The sequence below is a fragment of the Cytobacillus sp. FSL R7-0680 genome (assembly GCF_038009245.1).
Taxonomy (GTDB): Bacteria; Bacillota; Bacilli; order Bacillales; family Cytobacillaceae; genus Cytobacillus; species Cytobacillus kochii.
Window position 1 is genome coordinate 1,482,937 of sequence record NZ_JBBPAO010000001.1, and the last position, 20,314, is coordinate 1,503,250.

Here is a 20,314-nt window from a genome sequence, read left to right on the forward strand (position 1 = left end):
CATCTCCTTTATTGGACTTTTTCTTTGACTTTAGTATTTACTATTTCCTGTTCATCAATAGATAAAACCCAATCTCTTCCGACTGTAATTCCCAAGTATTTCTCATCACTAGGATCATTCATTTCGCTTTGCTTGTATTTTTTAAACCACCAGTACTTCGCTAAAACATAATAGAGAACGGCTCCAACGACAAAACCTACAATGGAAGAGTAAGTAGACAATAGATTTGCACATATCCCCCCGACAATCCAAGCAATTAGTCCAGCACCATTAAAACCTGCAAAATATTTGAATTGCCCTTCATTCTCATATAATGCTGGCACATTTACTCTTCTTTTTCTTAATAAATAATAATCAGCAAATAATATACCAACGATAGATGTTAGGATTCCCCCAATGACTAATAGCGCTTGATTAAGCACATCAAACAAGCTCCATGGTTGCGCAAGAGTACCAATGATTCCTGCAAAAATGACCCCTACCCAAAAAGGTACTTTCGGCCCGCCTACATTAGAGAAAACAGTTGCTGCTGGTATAATGTTGGCCGAAGTATTTGTAGACCACTGTGCTAAAACAATCATTAATAGAAGAATGCCTAAAATAAATCCACTAGCTGATTCTTGTAATGCCACAATTGGATCTGATGTGCTAACTGCCATATATGATACAGCGCCAATCGCAATCATGAATGTATTCACAATTGGCATCACGATGATATTACCAATTAACTGAGATTTATTGCGTTTAAACCAATTCCTCTCATTTCTTGGGGCTTTAAAGAATCTTGATAAGCTTGGCATATCTGCTGCAAGGGTAGCCCAAAAGCCCATATTTGCCATAATAACAACCATAAAAGCTGTAAAAGCAGTTACACCTGTCGCAGGATTTTCCACCCAGGTCCAGACATCTTTACCTTGGCTTGTTGCATTATCTGATAATGTAATATACATCCAACATGAGATTATAATAATAATAGGGGCAGCTAAATCAGCAAACCTTTCAATCGATTTAATCCCTAATGCTGTATTGATTAATTGTGCAGCAGCAAAAAGAATAAAACATACGAACCACTGATCAAAGCCAAAAAGAAGATTAAGTATCCCGTTTATAGCGGAAGCACCAAAATAAGTGTTTATGCCAAACCAACATGAAGCAGTTATCCCCCTAACAACCGAAGGAATATGTGTGCCAATTGTTCCAAACGGCGCCCGCATGTATACAGGAAAAGAAAGTCCATGTTCCACACCAATATCACCAATTAAGGACATCAATATCCCAATGACCACTGAGCCGATAATGGTTGCTAACAGAACCATAGGAAGCGATAAATGAACAATTCCGCCACCACCAATAGCAAATGCTGCTAGCACAATCGCCATACCAATCCAAATAACTGCAAAACCAAAAGTACCAATTTTCCTTTCCTTATAACCAATTGGCATTAGGTCCGGTGATTTTAAATAATTATCTTTCTTCTCCAATATGGACACCCCCTTAATATGAACAACACATTTAGTAAAGTTCTTGAAGTTGGATACCCTGCTGAAATCATTTCAGCAGGGCGCAATAAAAGTTAAATCATTGTTGGTAGTTTTTCTAATGTTTCTCCGTATTTAGCACGCTTAATAAATTTACCCTGACCTGCTTCTCCTACAAATTGTTTATCTTTGATGATAAAGTTACCCCTAGATAACACTGAAATAGGTTCTCCTGTAATTTTCATGCCTTCAAAAGGATTGTAGTCAACTGCCATATGATGCGTTTTAGCCGACAACGTCCTTTCGACATTGCCATCATAGATAACAAGATCAGCATCAGCGCCAACAGCTATCGTACCCTTTTTCGGATATAATCCAAACAATTTAGCTACACGGGTTGAAGTAATCTCTACGAATTGATTAAGCGATAATCTCCCTTTTTTCACACCTTCTGAAAATAAAATACTTACGCGATCTTCAATTAATGGACCACCATTTGGAATCTTAGAAAAATCACCTTTTCCTAAGTCTTTCTGACCAACAAAATCAAAAGAACATTGATCAGATCCGAGCGTTTGTAATTGACCTGTCTTTAACGCATTCCATAAATGATCTTGATTCCATTTTTCTCTTAATGGCGGTGACCAAACATATTTAGCTCCTTCAAAATCTGGTTTCTCCAAATAGGTTTGATCCAAGACCAAATATTGCGGACAGGTTTCACCCCAGATATCAATACCTTGACTTCTAGCTTCAGCTATTTTTTTAGCCGCATCTGCACACGATACATGCACGACATATAATTGGGATCCAGCAAGTCCGGTAAGTGTTGCAGCTCTACCTGTTGCTTCTGCCTCTGCTTCAGGGGGACGAGTTAAAGCATGATAAATAGGGTCAGTATTTCCTTTTGCTAATGCGTCTTTTACTAAATAATCAATCACATCACCATTTTCAGCATGCACCATGACAAGTGCCCCAAGTTCTTTAGCGGCAAGTAAAGTTTTATATAGGGTCTCATCATCTGCTTGGAATTGATTTTTATAAGCCATAAATACTTTTAATGAAGTTATGCCTTCTTCCTCAACCATTTTCGGTATCTCTGCTAATACAGCGTCACTGCTCTCAACAATTTGCAAGTGAAAACCATAGTCAATGACCGCTTTATTTTTTGATTTTTGATGCCAAGTTTCAACCGCGCTACTGAGTGATTTCCCTTTTGTCGTTAAACAAAAATCAACAATCGTAGTTGTTCCACCAAATGCGGCAGCTTTTGTACCCGTTTCAAAATCATCTTTAGTGACCGTTCCACCAAAAGGCATGTCTAAGTGAGTATGGGGGTCAATCGCACCTGGGAAGACATAATGTCCTTTTGCATCAACGATTTCCGCACCACTCTCTTGAATATTCTCTCCGATTTGCATAATTGTTTCATCTTCAATTAGGATATCTGCTTTGTAAGTATCTGTTGCTGTAACAATTACTCCATTTTTTATGATTTTTTTCATAAGTAACCACCCTTTCTCACTCTTTTACTTCGCTGTACTATTTGCAACATAGCTTATATTTGCAATGGCTTCTTGCCTTTCATTCCAAGTCATAGGTGGTAGTTCATTTCGTTTTTCGACCATATCGATTGCTCCATCTACAGGACAAACAATCGAACATAAATTACAACCGACGCAATCTTCTTCGCGAACTTGGAGATAAGGCTTACCATCAGTTCCGGTCAGCATATCAATACATTGATGGGAGGTATCTTCACAGGCAATATGGCATTTATTACAATTAATACAAACATCATTATTAATGTGTGCGACAATTTGATAGTTTAGATCTAAATCGCCCCAATCAGAATATTTCGGTACAGACTTACCGATGATTTCATTTACCGAAGCGATCCCTTTACGATCTAAATAATAATTCAGGCCATCAATCATATCTTCTACGATGCGGAAGCCATGATGCATGGCCGCTGTACAAACTTGTACGCTTGTTGAACCCATGAGCATAAACTCCACAGCATCTTGCCAATTAGATATCCCACCAATTCCTGAGATTGGCACACCAATTCTACTATTACGGGCACATTCTCCAACCATATTTAGAGCAATTGGTTTCACTGCAGGTCCGCAATAGCCACCGTGGGCACCCTTCCCTCCAACATGCGGAATGGTATTCCACGTTTCAATATCTACACCTGCTAAACTATTAATCGTGTTAATCATACTAATTGCATCTGCTCCACCATTAACCGCCGCCTCAGCTGTTGCAGTTATATCGGTGATATTTGGTGTTAGTTTCACGATTACCGGTGTCTTCGCTACTTCTTTTACCCAATAAGTTTGTTGCTCAACAAGTGCTGGTACTTGACCTGAGGCTGCTCCCATTCCTCTTTCAGCCATCCCATGGGGACAACCGAAATTTAATTCCAGTCCATCGACACCTACTTCTTCCACCTTCTTGACAATTTCATGCCATTTTTCTTGTTTCGGTTCGACCATCAACGAAGCAATGATTGCATGATTAGGATATTTCTTTTTTGTTTCATAGATTTCTCTCAGATTTACTTCCAACGGTCGATCAGTAATTAACTCAATATTATTAAACCCTGCTACTTTTTGACCATTAAAACTCACTGCTGCAAAACGTGAAGAAACATTTAAAATGGGGTCACCTAATGTTTTCCAAACTGCACCTCCCCACCCAGCTTCAAAGGCGCGCTGTACTTGATAACCTGAATTGGTTGGCGGAGCTGAAGCTAACCAAAATGGATTTGGGGATTTAATTCCAGCTATATTTGTACTTAAATCTGCCATTATTTCACCTCCAAGATATTTAAGCAGTTTCTATCGTTTCTTTTAATAGAGTGCGGTGGATGCTTATAGCACTCGCTTTTCCTTGTTGTGCAGCAGACACAACCATTGCTTCACCTTGTCCTCTACCAAATATACAATCTCCACAGGCAAATACCTTACTGTTAGATGTTTGAAAGCTTTCACTATCTATTGTCACAACACCACCATCGTGACTAATTTCAAATTGTTCTATTAAATCAATATAACGACTTTGTCCGATCGCTTTAATCACTGCATCTACTTCAATGGTAAATTCAGAATCAGTTAAGGGTACAGGACGTCTCCTTCCATCTTCACCAGGTTCCGATAAAGTCATCTTGACACATTTAATACCTGTAACTTTCCCTTCCTCATCTCCTAAAATTTCAACCGGAGCTGTTAACCATCGAAATTCGACACCATCCTGCTTTGCAAATTCATATTCAAAATCATAAGCAGTCATCTCAGCCAACGTTCTTCTATATAAAATTTTGACATTATCCGCTCCTAATCTAACTGAACAAGTTGCAGCATCGATAGCCGTATTACCAGCCCCGATTACTGCTACCTTTTTTTTGTATAAGTCATCATGAATTGGTGCTGTCTTTGTTTCTTTTACAAATTCAATCGCATCATGAACGCCATTTAAGTCTTCACCAAGAATGCCCAATTCTGGTACAGATGACATACCAATGGCTAAAACAACAGCATCATTTTGTTCCAGAATTTCTTTAGCAGAGATATCTACCCCTACCCTCGTATTTGTAACAATTTCTACATTCAATTTTTTTACTTGTTCTACTTCCCAAAAAGATATATTCTGCGGTAATCTAAATGAGACGATTCCGTAAGTATTTAATCCTCCCGCTTCACTTTCTGCTTCGTAAATCGTCACTTTATAACCCATTCTTGCTAATTCTCTGGCTGCTGATAAACCGGCAGGACCACTTCCTATAATAGCTACTTTCTTTCCATTTGGCTTTCCAGCATGAAACAGGGTCGCTTCATTCTTAATTGCCCAGTCCGTAGCATACCTTTGTAAATTTCCTATTAAAATAGGTTTAGTAGAATGATTGAGTACACATGCGCCTTCACAAAGTTCTTCTGTCGGGCAAACGCGCGCACAACTAGCTCCTACAGGATTAGCAGACATAATTGTTTTTGCAGATCCAAATAAATTATCTGTGGCAATTTTTTTAATAAAACTAGGGATATCAATTCCCGTTGGACACGCTTGAATACAAGGAGCATCATAACAATACAAACATCGATTGGCCTCATCCAGTGCATCATGCTTAGAAAAAGGCGGTTCTACTTCTTCAAAGTTCAGCTTTAGTGTTGCTAATGTCTCTTTTCGGTCGCTTTTCACTATAGAGTAACCTCCTTAAAAGATAGCATCTTTGAATGTTAGTTTTTCTAACATTAATTAAACTGAATTGTTAGAATCTTATAATCATTTTACTGTGTTCTAATCGATTAATCATTATACAATTCGTAAAATAGTTCACTAGTCTTGCTTGTCAAAATGTAAAAAGCAAAGGTTTGTAAGCGCTTCACTTAATACTTGTTCCAAATAGTTTTTTCTTTCTAATTTTCAAATGTTATTTATCCTTACATACCCTGTAAATATTATTGTTCTTTTATATCCTTAAATGGCAAGCCGACGCAATTTATTATGTCTCACAAATAATAATTGAATAATGCTTGTTTTAAGATCTTGTAAGAAATAGAATCATAAACCTTAAATATTAATGTAAAGAATTATTAGGGAGAGCCTTTACAAGACCCTAGAGATGTTTTTTTAAGAGGATACGAGTGGAAAGGACTTTGCAATTCACTATAATGTTATTTCTATTTATTTTTTCTGTATGGAAAAACGAAAACAGTAGTGAGCTCATACAAAGCAAGTGTTTTTCAAAGATCATTTTTTACAGACTTCTTATGTTTATTAGGTATATACCTATTTCTTAATTATTGATCTACTTTAAATTAACACTGTTTTTCGTGACCTTGTTGTTTTTTACATAAATGAAAGAGAACCTCTCTCGTTGTTCCCTTTCTTACCAGACTTTTTCAAACTTTTATTGTTCCTTTGATCGTTTTAATACGTTCTTGCTCTTCTCCCTTATCTAAGTATTCGAAAAAACCAAGTCGATTTCCCCATGGGTCTGTGAAAGTTCCCCATTTCACTGGTACTTCAGGTCTTGAATGTATTTCAAACCTATTGATTTTTAAAACTTCTATAAGTCTGTCTCTTTCAGCCTCAATATTAGTAACTCCTAAACGCAGAGGTCCGTTACCCTCGGAAAGAGTTCCTTCTGCGACCTGCAACCAACATCCAGGAATGAGTTTCCACTCAGCGAACCCCTCATGTGGAGTAAAATCAGGCTTCTTATTAAGCAGTGTTTCATACCACTTTTGCCCTTCTTCAATATTGGCAACTCTAACTTGAGTAGTCATTTCAAAAATCATTTATATCCCTCCTAAATGTAAAATTAAATATAATACATCTTGTACTTTCCGTTATCACTATGAAAACGATTTTAACGTATAATAAGCTTATCAATTTCCTGGAAACAAGTCATTTCTAATAGCTTTAACAAGCACTAATTGTTCCTTTGAAAGTACATTTACCCCTTCTTACAAATTGAAATGCTTCCTTAACCACGATGAAGTTAACCCAAAATAATCGGAAACGGCGTAAATTAAAATAGACCCGAATAATCGATCGGGCCTAATGTTGAAAAAATTATTTCAAAGGAGATTATTGCATTACCTTACAGATATCATTTGTGAACGCTACCGGGTCTTCCACAGATAAGCCTTCAATAAGTAATGCTTGGTTATAAAGTAAATTGGTATATAAAGCTAATTTTTCATCATCATTATTATTAAATGCAGCTTGGATACTATTGAAGACAGAATGGTGGATATTCAGTTCAAGTACTTTATCTGCTTTGACATTTTGATTATCTGGCATCATACTTAATACTTTTTCCATTTCAATGGTTACTTCACCATCAGCTGATAAACAAACAGGATGAGATTTTAGTCGTTTGGATGCACGGACCTCTTTTACTTTACCAGTAAGTATTTCTGACATTTTCGTTAATATTTCTTTATTTTCTTTTACTTCATCTTCATTGTCTTCTTCTTTGCCTTCCGCATCAATTCCTAAATCTCCACTAGATACTGACTTAAACTCTTTTTCTTCATAATTAACAAGCATTTTAATCGCAAATTCATCAATATCCTCTGTAAAATAAAGAATTTCATATCCTTTATCGGCTACGATTTCTGTTTGTGGTAACTTGTCAATACGATCAATTGAATCACCTGTAGCATAATAAATATATTTTTGCTCTTCTGGCATTCTGCTTATATATTCATCTAATGTTACTAGTTTTTTCTCTTTGGACGAATAGAACAATAGTAAATCTTTTAATAAATCCTTATGTGTACCAAACTCATTGTACACACCAAACTTGATTTGGCGACCGAATGATTCATAGAACTTCTCATATTGTTCACGTTCATTTTTCAATAATGTTTTTAACTCGCTTTTAATTTTCTTATTAATATTTTTGGCAATCAATTTTAATTGACGGTCATGCTGGAGAATTTCTCTTGAAATATTTAAGGATAAATCTTCAGAATCAACCATCCCTTTAACAAAGCTGAAATGATCAGGTAATAAGTCTGGGCATTTCTCCATAATTAACACGCCATTTGAGTATAACTCTAACCCTTTTTGATATTCTTGAGAGTAATAATCAAATGGACGATTTTCTGGGATAAAAAGAATGGCATTATATCGGATGGATCCATCGACACTTACATGCACATGCTTTAATGGCTGATCAAACCCATACCGTTTCTCTTGATAGAAGTTTTGATAATCTTCATCCGTTAATTCATTTTTGTTCTTACGCCAAATTGGAACCATGCTATTAATGGTTTGTTCTTCTATGATCTCTTCAAATTCTTTGTCATTATCTTCTTTCGGTTTACTCGTTGTGACATCCATTTTGATTGGATAACGAATGAAATCAGAATATTTCTTAATAATTGATTTTAATTGATATTCATCAAGAAAATCATCAAAGTTCTCTTCTTCTTCATTTTCTTTTAATTTAAGTATGATGGTTGTACCTACTTGATCTTTCGTTGTTTCCACAATAGTATATCCATCGGCTCCTTGAGATTCCCAAAGATAAGCTTGGTCACTATGCAACGCCTTGGACAATACTTTTACCTCGTCTGCTACCATAAATGCTGCATAAAATCCGACACCGAACTGCCCGATAATATCATGACCATCTTTTGCTTCATTCTCTGATTTAAAAGCAAGGGAACCACTTTTAGCAATGACACCTAGATTATTTTCTAGTTCTTCTTTTGTCATTCCGATACCTGTATCAATAATGGTTAATGTGCGTGTTTCCTTATTAGGAATCACCTTTATGTAATAATCGTCTTGTTCGAAAACAAGTTGGTCGTCAGTCAACGCCTTATAATAAATTTTATCAATTGCATCACTTGCATTAGAAATTAATTCACGTAAAAACACTTCTTTTTGTGAATAAATAGAATGTACCATCATATCAAGCAATCGTTTCGATTCAGCTTGGAATTGCATTTTTTCTGCCATCTTCACAGTCTCTCCTTTATCATGAAATTTTCAAAGACTAAATTAGCACTCTATCTTATAGAGTGCTAATACTATTTTAATATCCTCTTTTTTCCCAGTCAATAGTTAATATTTATAAAGAACGCACCATTCCGCCATCTATTAAAATAGAAGAACCCGTTACGTAAGTATTAATATCTGAACATAGGAAAGTGACAAATTGAGCAAATTCTTCGGGCGTGCCATAACGACCTAACGGGATCGATTGTACTGATGCTTTTTGCACTTCTTCTTTCGAAATCCCCTTTCTATTAGCCGTTAATTGATCAAGATAGTCAATACGATCTGTTGCTATTCTACCTGGTGCAACCGTATTGATTAATATTTGATGCGGAGCCAATTCATCAGCAAGCGTTTTAGTCAAACCGACAATTCCTAAGCGAAATGTATTAGATAATAATAAACCTGGGATTGGTTGTTTAATAGATGTGGAAGCAATATTGATGATTTTCCCGCCATGTTTCTTCATTTCAGGCAATACACTTCGGATCGTTCGTACGTAGCTAAGTAAATTTAATTCGAACGAACGATACCAGTCATCATCCGATAAATCCTCAAATCCGCCACCAGGAGGTCCTCCAGCATTATTGATAAGGATATCAATGGTTCCATATGTAGCTTTTGTCTTTTGAACAAGTTCTGTAATATCTTCCTGTTTTGTAATATCACACGCTTGGTACTCCACTTCCATGAAACCACTTGATTTTAGCTCCTGTTGTACGACTTGTAGTTTACTTTCATCTCTACTCGAAATCATTACTTTGGCGCCTTCCTTAGCTAATTCAAGGGCAATCGCCTTTCCTAAACCTTGACTGGAAGCTAATACTAAAGCTACTTTACCTTTTATTTTTAAATCCATCGACTACTCCTCCTATTTCTTTCTATAAAATATATCAAACCGCTCCCATAAGTCTTCTAACTTCTCTAATCTTTCTTCTACAACTTCTGTCCGCTCTTTCCCTAAATAAACAATTAAAGCATTAATTAAACTAAGTGGTGCGGTAAAGGAGTCGATAAACGTTGGAAGCTTGCTAGAAGCAGTTAATACTACGTCTGCATATGGCACTAATGGTGACGTTAAATGATCAGTAATAGCAATCACTTTTGCTCCATGTTCTTTTGCATATTGCACTTGTTCAATTGTATTCATTGAATAACGAGCAAAGCTGATACCAATCACTACATCATGCTCATCCAACTTAAATAACTGTTCAGATACAGTGTCAGCAGCACCGATTAATTCACTATGTCCAAGGATGATATTTAAATAATATTGCAGAAATACACCTAATGACCGAGCACTACGATTGGCACTGATGTATATTCTTCTTCCCTCTAATATATATTGTGCTGCTCTCATAAATTGTTGTTCATCTAACTTTTCCATCGTCAATTGAATGTTAGCCATATCATCCTGGAACAGAGAGACAACCCCTTCTCTTTCGTGTTCATACACATCTGATGACATTCTCAATCTCTCTGTTGTAGTGAGTTGTTTTTGAATAGAGCTTTGCATATATTGCTGTAGATCAGAGTAACCAGTAAATCCAAGAAAAACGGCAAATCTAACAACAGTAGCTTCACTAACTTTCGTAGATTTGGCTAGTTTAGCGACAGTTAAGAATGGAATTTCATTTTTATGATCTAGCATGTATGTAGCAATTTTCTTTTGAGATTTACTCATTATCGGATATTGATCCGTGATTAACTTTTCGATATTCTCCATTTTGTAAGTCATACCTTTTCTTCAAAATTAACAGATTTCTTTCTCATACATTTTATTATACGTGAAAAGCTTAAAAATTGATAATCTGTATAACCATTAATGAATTATTTATTTCATTTTTATTAAAAATGAAATTAACACTTCACAAATAGATTTTTTCAGCGTATCATGTTCTATATATTTCTTATATTAATAAATATGAAATATACATTTCATTATAGAGGTGAAAAATACAGTGAAAACAAGTTCATTAGATGATGTACACGAACAATTAAAAGCAAAAACGAGTAAATCATATCAATTCTCTTTAGATGCCCAAAGCTATATGCCAGGCGGTGTAACAGCAAATATTAAGTACTTTGATCCATACCCAATTGTTATGCAAAGGGGTAGTGGCGCTTATTTATTCGATATTGATGGCAATGAATACATCGATTACTTATTATCTTATGGCTCTTTAATGCTTGGTCATGGTCACCCAAAAGTGCAAAAAGCATTAGCTGACCAAATGCAAGTGAATGGTACACATTTATTCGGGACGCCTCATCAACTTGAACTCGAAATGGCAAAAAAATTACAAGCACTCTATCCTTCGATGGAAAAACTTAGATATACAAACTCAGGTACTGAAGCAACTTTATTATCAATAAGATTAGCCTATGCTTACACTGGTAAATATAAGATTGCTAAGTTTGAAGGTCATTACCATGGCGGATATGATCAAATGCTTATTAGTGTTAATCCAAAAGTAGATCAAGCAGGTCCAGCATCAGAACCAAATGCTTTAATTGAATCTAAAGGTGTTGACCCCTATCACCAAACTCATACGATTGTTTTACCTTTTAATAATTTGGAAGCAACAGCAGAAATTTTGACAAAGCATAAAGATGAGGTAGCAGCTGTGATTTTAGAACCTGCTCAAAGTGGCTTTATCCCTGCTACACAAGAATTTATGACTGGATTAAGAAAAATAACGGAAGACTTAGGTATTGTTTTAATCTTTGATGAAGTAAAAACCGGCTTTAGATTGGGGCTTGGTGGTGCACAATCCATTTATCATATTTCACCTGATGTAACAACGTTAGGTAAAGTAGTTGGAGGAGGTTTTCCTGTTGGTATGGTTGGAGGTAAAGAAGAGATTATGATGTGTTGTGCCCCTTCTACCTTCTCAGATGTTTTTGACCATAGTACAGGTAAGAACTCCAGTGCCAAAGATGTTCTTTTCCATAGCGGGACATATAATGGTCACCCTTCAATCCTTGCTGCAGGGATGGCAACCATTGACGTATTACAAAATGAAATCTCTACTGTTATAGCTAGAACACATCGTTTAAAACAAGAACTAACAAGTCTTTTTGATAGAAAAGGATTAGCGATGCAAACCATTGGACTCGGTTCCATTTTTAACATCGTATTTACTGATAAAGAAGTATGGAATTATCGCGACTTACAGCAAGCGAATTTTTCCTTACGTAAAAGATTAGATCTATTATTATTAATTAATGGTTTATATACAAAACCAATGAATCGTTTCAGCCTATCTACAGCACACACTGATTTAGAAATTAATAGAACCTTAGAGATATTCGAAAAAGCTTTACAAGATTTATAATCATTAATTGTTTCCAGTGAATAAGCACAAACAAAAACTCCTAAAAATTAGTTTTTGTTTGTGCTATTCATAATTTACCTATTTATCGTTCTCTATCACCATCTGATGCTCATCAATGATTTATTAAATTTTCTCTCTTTTTCATTCTTTTTCCTCTCGTGCTAGACGAAAGTAGAATTCTGCGAATGACACCATTTATCCTTTTACTAGATTTATAGCATTTTGATTCAGGCTATAAAAACTGCAGCTCTGTTATGACTTAATCAGATAACTATTGATTGTATAATATGTAAAAATATGTGATAATGTAATTAGTTATGATATTTTGAATTCGAGGTAATGACAGATGCAGGTAACTTCTATAGATATTGAAAGTCAGATAAAAGATACAAGAGAAATGCTTTTAATTATCGGGGATATTTTTGGCCTATCAGACCCGTTCACTATTCAAATAAGCGAGGAACTCGACCTCTTAATCAATATGGTACAAAAAGAAAAGTACGCAGTTAATAAATAAGTAAAAGCCTAGTTTCCTACGGAAAGAAATTAGGCTTTTACCATTAAGAGACAACTTTATTTCCTGGTGTCGGCGATGTTGGGAATGGTGGTAGAAATTGTGATAATAAATATTGATAAATCGTTTGTTCAACTGATTTTCCTAGTTTATTTAATCCTTGATTCCCAAATAACACATTAAATTCGATAATATAGTATTTCCCTTCGCTCACCATGACATCAAACCCTGCGTGATTAATACCTAATTGACCGGCAATATCTAACACAAGGTCGATAGCTTCTTGGGGAATAAAATCGGCACATAGTTCTCCACCTTGTGCAATATTATGAAGAAACTCTCCTTCTAGTCCCACTCTCCAATAGGCGCCCAATACTTCATTCCCAACCACACATATACGTAAATCTTTTCCATCATTCGGTAAATATTCTTGGATATATAAAGCGTCCACTTTCTCACAATACGTTAGAAAGTCTTCTCTCGATTGGATGAGGAAAACACCTTTTCCCATAGAGTTTCGTGATTCTTTTGCTACAAAAGGAAAGGGAAAAGTATCTAAAACATACTCAATATTGCTCCTTGTATTAGCAAGGATTTCAGTATAGGGAGCATGCTCAGGACTCACCGACCAAAGGGCCCTTGTCATTTCAATTTTACTAAAACCTAGCTGCATTGTTTCTATGCTAGGAAAAATCTTTTTCTTCAACCCATACACAAGTGACGGTACTTGCCACGTTTCAGGAAATAACACGATGTCAGCTTGCTTTATTGCATCTATTTCTTTAAACATATGTTCTGGCTTTATATAGTGCACATTGGGCATACCAATCGTGCGAAATGCATTAAAAGAAACAATTTTCATTGATTCATTCACCTTCATTATTCAATTAGTTTTTCCGTATTACAGATGTTAAAAAATGTATTTAAAAGAATATAAAACTATTAATATCATAGCATTTTTGTAAAAAAATACAATAAATTTTTTCAAGAAATATTATTATTAAAATTTCTAAATATTTATTGTTATTATAAGGAAAAAGAACAAGGTATAATCAGAAAAACAGAACCAATTTTTTTAAAATGAAAAGAGTTGAATGCATTTACACTCACTTTCTTCATTTTTATTCATTTCGAATGCCAAATTTTAAAAACAACTGAGTCAAAAGATTCTCCTGTTTCAATTTCTCGTGTAAGACATCTACCTTAAATTAAACTGGATGGCCTGTTTTGTTAGTCCTTCTAAGGGAACCACCCTCTCATAAATTATTTACCCCATTATCTTACATTCGTTTTACTACGGATTCCAACTACATAACCACCTTCACTAGCAAGAGAGAGAGAGTATTTTTTTGCTTAAAAGATTCATCATATGTCACCATAAAAAAACACCCCGAGCGTTAGACTTCGGGGTGCATATGAAAAGCTCTATTCTATTTTATTTAAAGTTCTTCATTTTCTTCGCCTTTTTTAGTCTTCATTTTAAAATAAGCATCAAATACCTCATCAGCAATATGAAGGTTAATCTTGGATTTATCTGAAGACAACCATGGAATGACAACTGAAATGGCAATTTCAGGATTATCATACGGCGCGTACCCGACAAAGGTTAAATTCCAAGTATCTGGATTCGATTGCACCTTAAGCGGCCCCCCGTAGTAAGCTTGGGCTGTTCCTGTTTTACCTGCAATCTTATACTTTTTATTTGTAATCCCACTATTTGCTGTTCCCTGCGGATGGTTGACTACTTGGATAAACCCATCTTGTACATGTTCAATCCATGCATCCTTCATCGTAATTTTATTCAAAACATTCGGCTCAATGGATTTATAAACCGCACCAAGTTGATTATTCTCAAGATTCGGTTCACGAATTTCCTTCACAATCTGTGGTTGCATACGGTAACCACCATTTGCTATCGTTGATACATATTGCGCCAATTGTAGCGGACTATAAGTATCGAATTGTCCAATGGCAAAATCAAGTGTATTCCCTCCATTAGGAGGAATTGGTGATTGTCCTGTTACTTCACCTGGTAAGTCGATACCCGTTTTCACCCCAAGACCGAACTGGTGAAAATTATATCGTAACTTTCTAATACCTTCATCTTTATCAATACGTAGTTTACCTCGCGGAATGTATTCTTGTTGTCCACCAATTCTCATCGCTATTAGAAACATATAAACATTTGAAGATTTCCTAAGGGCCGTTAGATCATTAATGGCACCAAATCCTGCCGTATTCCAAGATCGTTTAGGTTGTGTTCCGTCAAAATACAAAGGTCTATCTACCAAAACACTCCAAGGTGAGATTACTCCTTCTTCGTAACCTGCTAACACTGTTGCGCCTTTTATAGTGGAACCCATTGAATATTGACTTGTCATATTACCTAAGGCGTAATCCATGACTTCTGTTTCACCAGTTTTTTCATCTTTGACAAATTGTTTGCCAGCCATTGCGAGAACCTCACCTGTTTGTGGGTTCATCGCTGAAACGAAGCCACGATCTAAATAGTAATTACTTCCCCTCAGACTTCGAACATGCTTTTCAATGATTTTTTCTACCTCTTGTTGGAATTCGATATCAGTTGTTAAGACAAGGTCTTTTCCTGCTTGTCCTTCTCTTACCACATCTTGCTTTGTTACTTCACCCGTTTTATCTGTGTAATTTTTCATGATTTTCTTTTGCCCTTGTAAAACAGACTCGTATTGCAATTCTAAATAACTCTTGCCGACACGATCATTGCGACTATAACCTTTAGATTGATAATATTCGAGCATTTCACTAGGCAAGCCCTCTTTTGAACTTGAAACATTTCCAAGTACAGAACTTAATGTTACTTCTCCATCTTCGTCCTTTAAAGCATTATAACGTTCCCAGTCTACCGTTGTATCAATACCAGGTAGTAAATGAAGATTCTCACTAACAAGAGCAAATTCATCTTCATTAACATTTTTGTTCTTAATAAAATGAGGTGTCAACATTCGACTACTTGCCATTTCTCGAAATATCGCTAAAACTTCTAGTTCATCCTTCTTAAAAGCATTCAGTTCTTCTTCTGTTATTCGTTCCCGCGTTCGTTTATATATTTCTTCATCTACTTCTTTTGCTGACATATCACTTGCTTGCAATTCATCTTTTTCTTTATCCGATACTTTTTCTGCTGCTTCATTCGGATACTTTATTATCCAAAAGTCTTGTTTATCTCTTTCCGTAATCGCCTTCAAGTCTTCTTCCGTGTCTTTTTTAATCATTTTCGCTAAAAGCTCTGATGTCTGAATCATTTCTTCTTGAGTTGTAGATTGAGAGCGAGTATAACTTATGGCTAATTGAGGCTTATTCCCTACAACCAGTCTACCTTTACTATCATAGATCTGCCCCCTAGGTGCCGTGCTTGCTACTGGCACCTCCACTTCCCGTTCAATCTCTTTTTTATAATTCTCCCCGTAAACAATTTGAACAATACCTAAGCGGAAGATTAGAATCGAAAAGAGGATAAATACTGCAAAAAACATTAAATTAATCCGAAAAACCATTTTTTTATTTCTTTTCTTTCTTTTCTGCTCTCCCGCCATCATCAACACAACCAATCATCAAAGTATGAATGTTCTTAATTATTACTATATGTAACTATTATATTTCAAAAATATATTATCTATTAAAATTAGATTAATAATATAACCTATCTTACAACAAATATCCAATTTTTTCAATTGTTATGAAGAAATATTTGATAAAAAAAGATCAATTTTACACTTTCAGTAACATTTTCTAAAAAGGACGGTAGATGGTGATCAAATCAGGTATCCACTTGACTGCCTTTTAAGTGATGATTGTTCTTCATTTTTATTAGCTAAATAAAAAAATCGATTGTTAACCAACCGATTTTTTCATTTGACTCATTTGTAGTTTTTGACGATATACTACTGGCTCATATAACATGAATACTCCAATTAACCCAATAATCGCAAAGCTTAAAGGAATATAGAGTCCATATTGATAAGCGGTTGTAAGGTCAAAATTAGCAAAATGGTCCAATACTTTCCCAAAAAGAGCTGGCAGCAACACTGCGCTAAGAAAGCCACCCGTATTGGCGAAACCGGAAATAAGCCCCACTTCCTTTATATGAAAGGACTGTCTAACAACTGTAAAGGTTAGAGCACTCGCACCATTTGCATAGCCTATGATCACGAATAAAAGAATGAATAATAAATACGGTGGCTCTCCACCCAGCAATACTAGTGTGATCCAAGCAGAAACCGACAGCAACTGCACGATAACATACGGTAATTTGACACTGTCAAAAAAAGTAGATAGATAGGTTGTTAATGGCGCTCCGATAATGGCACCAAATAAGCCGTACATAATTACTTCACTTGCACTTGATCTTGATAAACCGTAAATGTCCATACCATAGGGAACAGCCCAAGAGCCAATAAAGCCAATATATGTGCCTACTACACCAAAATGACAAAGGAATGTCGCCCAAGCTTGGCGATTGACTAGTAATCTTCTTATGATGACTAATAACGGTTCATTTGTTTCTTTTTGATTTTTTTCTTCTTCCATTTGAAATTTCTTCTTAGGATATTTTATTAAAACAACATAGAGTCCGATACCGAGGGTGAATATTACGATGCCAACAATTAAAAATGGAAGTCTCCACCCTAATAGAGAAATGGTCGAACTAAAAGGAACTGTTGCCAATAAGAAACCTAAACTTCCTGTCATTCCAGCAAATCCCACTAGCATCGAAAACTCCTGCTGCTTGAACCAAATGCTCAATACAAGAACTAAATTGACCCAAATAGTAGCATCGCCAATTCCACATAATAGCCTAGCAAAGATAAGCATATAACTATTATCTACCGAACTATAGAGGATGGTACCTAGTCCGTTTAGCAGCGTTCCAGCGACTAGAAATACATTTGGACCAAATCTATCAGAGAATAATCCGATGGGAATTTGCAATCCAGCATAAGCAAAAAATTGAATACTCGTTATCAGCCCAATCGTTGCTGCAGTTAAATGAAATTCTTCCATTAATTGATCAGTAATTAAACCAGGTGCTGTTCTTTGACTAACCATAAATAAATAGGCTAAAAGTAAAACACCAAATACAACCCATCTGTACTTACTTTGTTGTTTATTCATTATTTAAACGCCTTCCTCAATTTAACATTCGTCTCTCATTATACGCTTATTGTCTTTATATATATATAGGAAGTTTATATGTCTATGAGGGTGGAGAAGTAGAAGTCATTTCTATTGACTAGATGAGTAGTTGGTGAAGATCTAACTTCTTTTTTAGGAAAATCCGATATGGCAAACTGTCTTAATTGCATAACAAACCTGATATTACAACGATTATAAAGGGTATGATGTTAACAGAATTGAGTTAGTATGAACTAACCTTATTCTGTTAACACTATTCCCGCTTTCATTTATGAAGTTTTATGCATATGTTTTATCACTTAACCACTTTTCTTGGGTATAAGCCATTTCCCAAAAAGCTAACTCATATTGACAGCTAATGGTAAATGCCATTTTCATTTTTTCTTTTTCTGTTTCAGATGCAATTTCAGCAAGCCGATCAAGATGATGAATTTGTTCCAGTACAAGTTTAACAAACCATTCTCCACCGTATGTATCAATCCAGGTACGATAGATTTCTTCTTTTGGTTTTGCCCCTTTAAAGCTCTGCCCAATATCATAATAAATCCAATAACACGGAAGCAAACTAGCGATGACCTCGCCAACTGTGCCTGTCTCTGCTACACGATATAAATGGGATGTATATGCATAGGCAGTAGGAGCGGGTCTAAACTGGTTTAACTCTTCTTCAGAAACTTTTAATACCTCCATAAATTTGTTATGTAACCCTAGTTCAGCTTCATAGGTACCTTGCGCATGCGAGGCCATTCTTGAGGTCATATATAAATTCTCTGCTTTAGAAGCAGCGATTGCTTGCACACGAGCAAAATGTGATAAATAGTAAGAATCTTGTAACACATAAAAGCGGAAACACTCAATTGGTAAATCTCCCTTAGCAATTCCTTTAACGAAAGGGTGTTCAAAATTCGCTTCCCATATATCATGTACTTCTTTCCTTAACGATTGTGTAAACGTTTCTTTTGTTGTCATCATTTCTACCTCTTCTCTTTTTTTATCGAGCATAAAAAATCCAGAAAAGCGAAAAACCACTTCCTATAAGAAAGTGGTTACTGTATACATCATTCATTTAGTTATAGTTATAACGTTAACTAAATTGATATACGCCACTTCCCTACGCTGGTATCAACCAGATCAGGTTCTAAGAGTCTTAAAGTTATTGCACTTTAATCTCAGCCTTTTAAAGGCACCCCTAGTGGATTTATTCAATTATGCTTTCAAAGTTATGTTATCATCTTATCAATAAATGTCAACCTAAATGGCAACTGTAAGTTTAGGAATTGAGCAATGTCAAGCTTCTCTTTCAGTAACGATTATGAACAAGTTGGATGAATGCTGTCGTTACCTAAACACTTCAACTGATCTAACACCGCGGCTTAAATTGGCATTGACTCAAGGATGGATAACTCCAAATATTCTCCATGCATTTACACTCTCCACCCTCTTCGCCTAGTGAAGTTTTTCTTTATAATGAAAGCTTACGACTTTTTATCAGCTAAAAAAATGTTTATACTAGAATTATGATTTTGGATAAAGAATGGGTGAATACTACTTGGAAACACATATTTTTTCAAAGGGAGAAGAAATCGCCAACGCGATCGTACACGGAATCGGTGCGCTATTAAGTATTGCGGCTCTCGTCATTTTAACTGTTTTCTCATCCTTATATGGAACAGCTTGGCATATTGTCAGCTTTGTTCTTTTTGGTACAACGATGGTTATTTTATATTTCTCATCAACTTTGCTACATAGTTTACCTGCTGGAAAAGCAAAGGATGTATTTGAGATTCTCGATCATTCTTCCATTTACTTTTTTATTGCTGGAACGTTCACACCGTTTCTATTTATAACAGTTAAAGGAACCTTAGGATGGACCTTATTTGGTCTTGTATGGGGGCTAGCAATTGCTGGAACAGTTTTCAAATGTTTTTTTGTTAAAAAGTTTTTAGTCTTCTCGACATTACTATATGTTTTGATGGGCTGGCTAATTATATTTGCCTGGGAGCCTCTGGTTACACACTTACCTACACAAGGAATGATTTTCCTCATTATCGGTGGTGTTCTATACACTGCTGGTTCAATATTTTATGTATGGAGAGGATTTAAGTACCATCACGCATTGTGGCATGTTTTTGTTCTTGCTGGTTCGATTATGCATTTTTTTGCTGTTCTCTCGCTTTTACCTTGAGCAAAATTTACCTCTTTATAAATGATCTGCAGATGGCTACTCTCACCACCTGCAGATTTATTAATATCAGTTTGTAGAGTTTTTATCACATTACTTGTTCTAT

15 protein-coding genes and 1 riboswitch are annotated in these 20,314 nt (G+C 35.6%); of the genes, 3 read left to right on the forward strand and 12 right to left on the reverse strand.

The window, feature by feature from the left end:
* Positions 1 to 8: 8 nt before the first annotated feature.
* From MKY26_RS07405 to MKY26_RS07440, 8 genes are all read right to left on the reverse strand, one after another.
* Positions 9 to 1,481: an NCS1 family transporter gene (locus MKY26_RS07405; protein ID WP_322909466.1), complete on the reverse strand. Its 1,473-nt coding sequence runs from the start codon at positions 1,479 to 1,481 to the stop codon at positions 9 to 11.
* A gap of 92 nt (positions 1,482 to 1,573) precedes the next feature.
* The gene (gene hydA / locus MKY26_RS07410) at positions 1,574 to 2,983 is read right to left on the reverse strand and encodes a dihydropyrimidinase (RefSeq protein ID WP_322909467.1); all 1,410 of its coding nucleotides are present in this window, start codon (positions 2,981 to 2,983) and stop codon (positions 1,574 to 1,576) included.
* A 24-nt stretch (positions 2,984 to 3,007) separates the two neighbouring features.
* Positions 3,008 to 4,294 carry an NAD-dependent dihydropyrimidine dehydrogenase subunit PreA gene (gene preA / locus MKY26_RS07415; protein WP_322909468.1) on the reverse strand — a complete coding sequence of 429 codons (1,287 nt, stop codon included), beginning with the start codon at positions 4,292 to 4,294 and terminating at the stop codon, positions 3,008 to 3,010.
* A 19-nt stretch (positions 4,295 to 4,313) separates the two neighbouring features.
* Complete coding sequence (locus MKY26_RS07420) at positions 4,314 to 5,681, reverse strand: NAD(P)-dependent oxidoreductase (protein WP_095373053.1); 1,368 nt, start codon at positions 5,679 to 5,681, stop codon at positions 4,314 to 4,316.
* Positions 5,682 to 6,385: 704 nt separating this feature from the next.
* Positions 6,386 to 6,784, reverse strand: a complete 399-nt coding sequence (locus MKY26_RS07425; RefSeq protein ID WP_322909469.1) for a VOC family protein — start codon at positions 6,782 to 6,784, stop codon at positions 6,386 to 6,388.
* A gap of 292 nt (positions 6,785 to 7,076) precedes the next feature.
* Positions 7,077 to 8,963, reverse strand: a complete 1,887-nt coding sequence (htpG, locus tag MKY26_RS07430) for a molecular chaperone HtpG (protein ID WP_095373051.1) — start codon at positions 8,961 to 8,963, stop codon at positions 7,077 to 7,079.
* Positions 8,964 to 9,075: 112 nt separating this feature from the next.
* A complete protein-coding gene (locus MKY26_RS07435; protein ID WP_095373050.1) occupies positions 9,076 to 9,861 on the reverse strand; it encodes an SDR family oxidoreductase in 786 nt (261 codons plus the stop codon).
* A 12-nt stretch (positions 9,862 to 9,873) separates the two neighbouring features.
* The gene (locus MKY26_RS07440) at positions 9,874 to 10,740 is read right to left on the reverse strand and encodes a MurR/RpiR family transcriptional regulator (RefSeq protein ID WP_233435235.1); all 867 of its coding nucleotides are present in this window, start codon (positions 10,738 to 10,740) and stop codon (positions 9,874 to 9,876) included.
* Positions 10,741 to 10,963: 223 nt separating this feature from the next.
* Here MKY26_RS07440 and MKY26_RS07445 point away from each other — a divergent pair, with 223 nt between their 5' ends.
* A complete protein-coding gene (locus MKY26_RS07445; protein WP_307313509.1) occupies positions 10,964 to 12,340 on the forward strand; it encodes an aspartate aminotransferase family protein in 1,377 nt (458 codons plus the stop codon).
* Between the two features lie 346 nt (positions 12,341 to 12,686).
* Positions 12,687 to 12,857 carry an aspartyl-phosphate phosphatase Spo0E family protein gene (locus tag MKY26_RS07450; protein WP_095373048.1) on the forward strand — a complete coding sequence of 57 codons (171 nt, stop codon included), beginning with the start codon at positions 12,687 to 12,689 and terminating at the stop codon, positions 12,855 to 12,857.
* Between the two features lie 43 nt (positions 12,858 to 12,900).
* On the opposite strand, the gene MKY26_RS07455 is transcribed toward MKY26_RS07450, so the two are convergent.
* The 4 genes from MKY26_RS07455 to tenA all read right to left on the reverse strand — a co-directional run bounded on the left by MKY26_RS07455 (position 12,901) and on the right by tenA (position 18,995).
* On the reverse strand, positions 12,901 to 13,716 hold the full coding sequence (locus MKY26_RS07455) for an ATP-grasp domain-containing protein (RefSeq protein WP_224938395.1): 816 nt from the start codon (positions 13,714 to 13,716) through the stop codon (positions 12,901 to 12,903).
* Positions 13,717 to 14,293: 577 nt separating this feature from the next.
* Entirely contained in the window at positions 14,294 to 16,429 is a 2,136-nt protein-coding gene (locus tag MKY26_RS07460) for a peptidoglycan D,D-transpeptidase FtsI family protein (protein ID WP_341094603.1), read from the reverse strand.
* A gap of 295 nt (positions 16,430 to 16,724) precedes the next feature.
* Positions 16,725 to 18,005: an MFS transporter gene (locus MKY26_RS07465; RefSeq protein WP_307313499.1), complete on the reverse strand. Its 1,281-nt coding sequence runs from the start codon at positions 18,003 to 18,005 to the stop codon at positions 16,725 to 16,727.
* Positions 18,006 to 18,305: 300 nt separating this feature from the next.
* Positions 18,306 to 18,995, reverse strand: coding sequence for a thiaminase II (tenA, locus tag MKY26_RS07470; RefSeq protein WP_095373668.1), 690 nt, complete (start codon positions 18,993 to 18,995; stop codon positions 18,306 to 18,308).
* 122 nt (positions 18,996 to 19,117) lie between these two features.
* Positions 19,118 to 19,227, reverse strand: a riboswitch (TPP riboswitch).
* Between the two features lie 348 nt (positions 19,228 to 19,575).
* On the opposite strand from tenA, the gene trhA reads away from it, so the two are divergent.
* Positions 19,576 to 20,211 (forward strand): PAQR family membrane homeostasis protein TrhA, encoded by a 636-nt coding sequence (gene trhA, locus MKY26_RS07475; protein ID WP_307313496.1) that lies wholly within the window; start codon positions 19,576 to 19,578, stop codon positions 20,209 to 20,211.
* Positions 20,212 to 20,314: the final 103 nt, after the last annotated feature.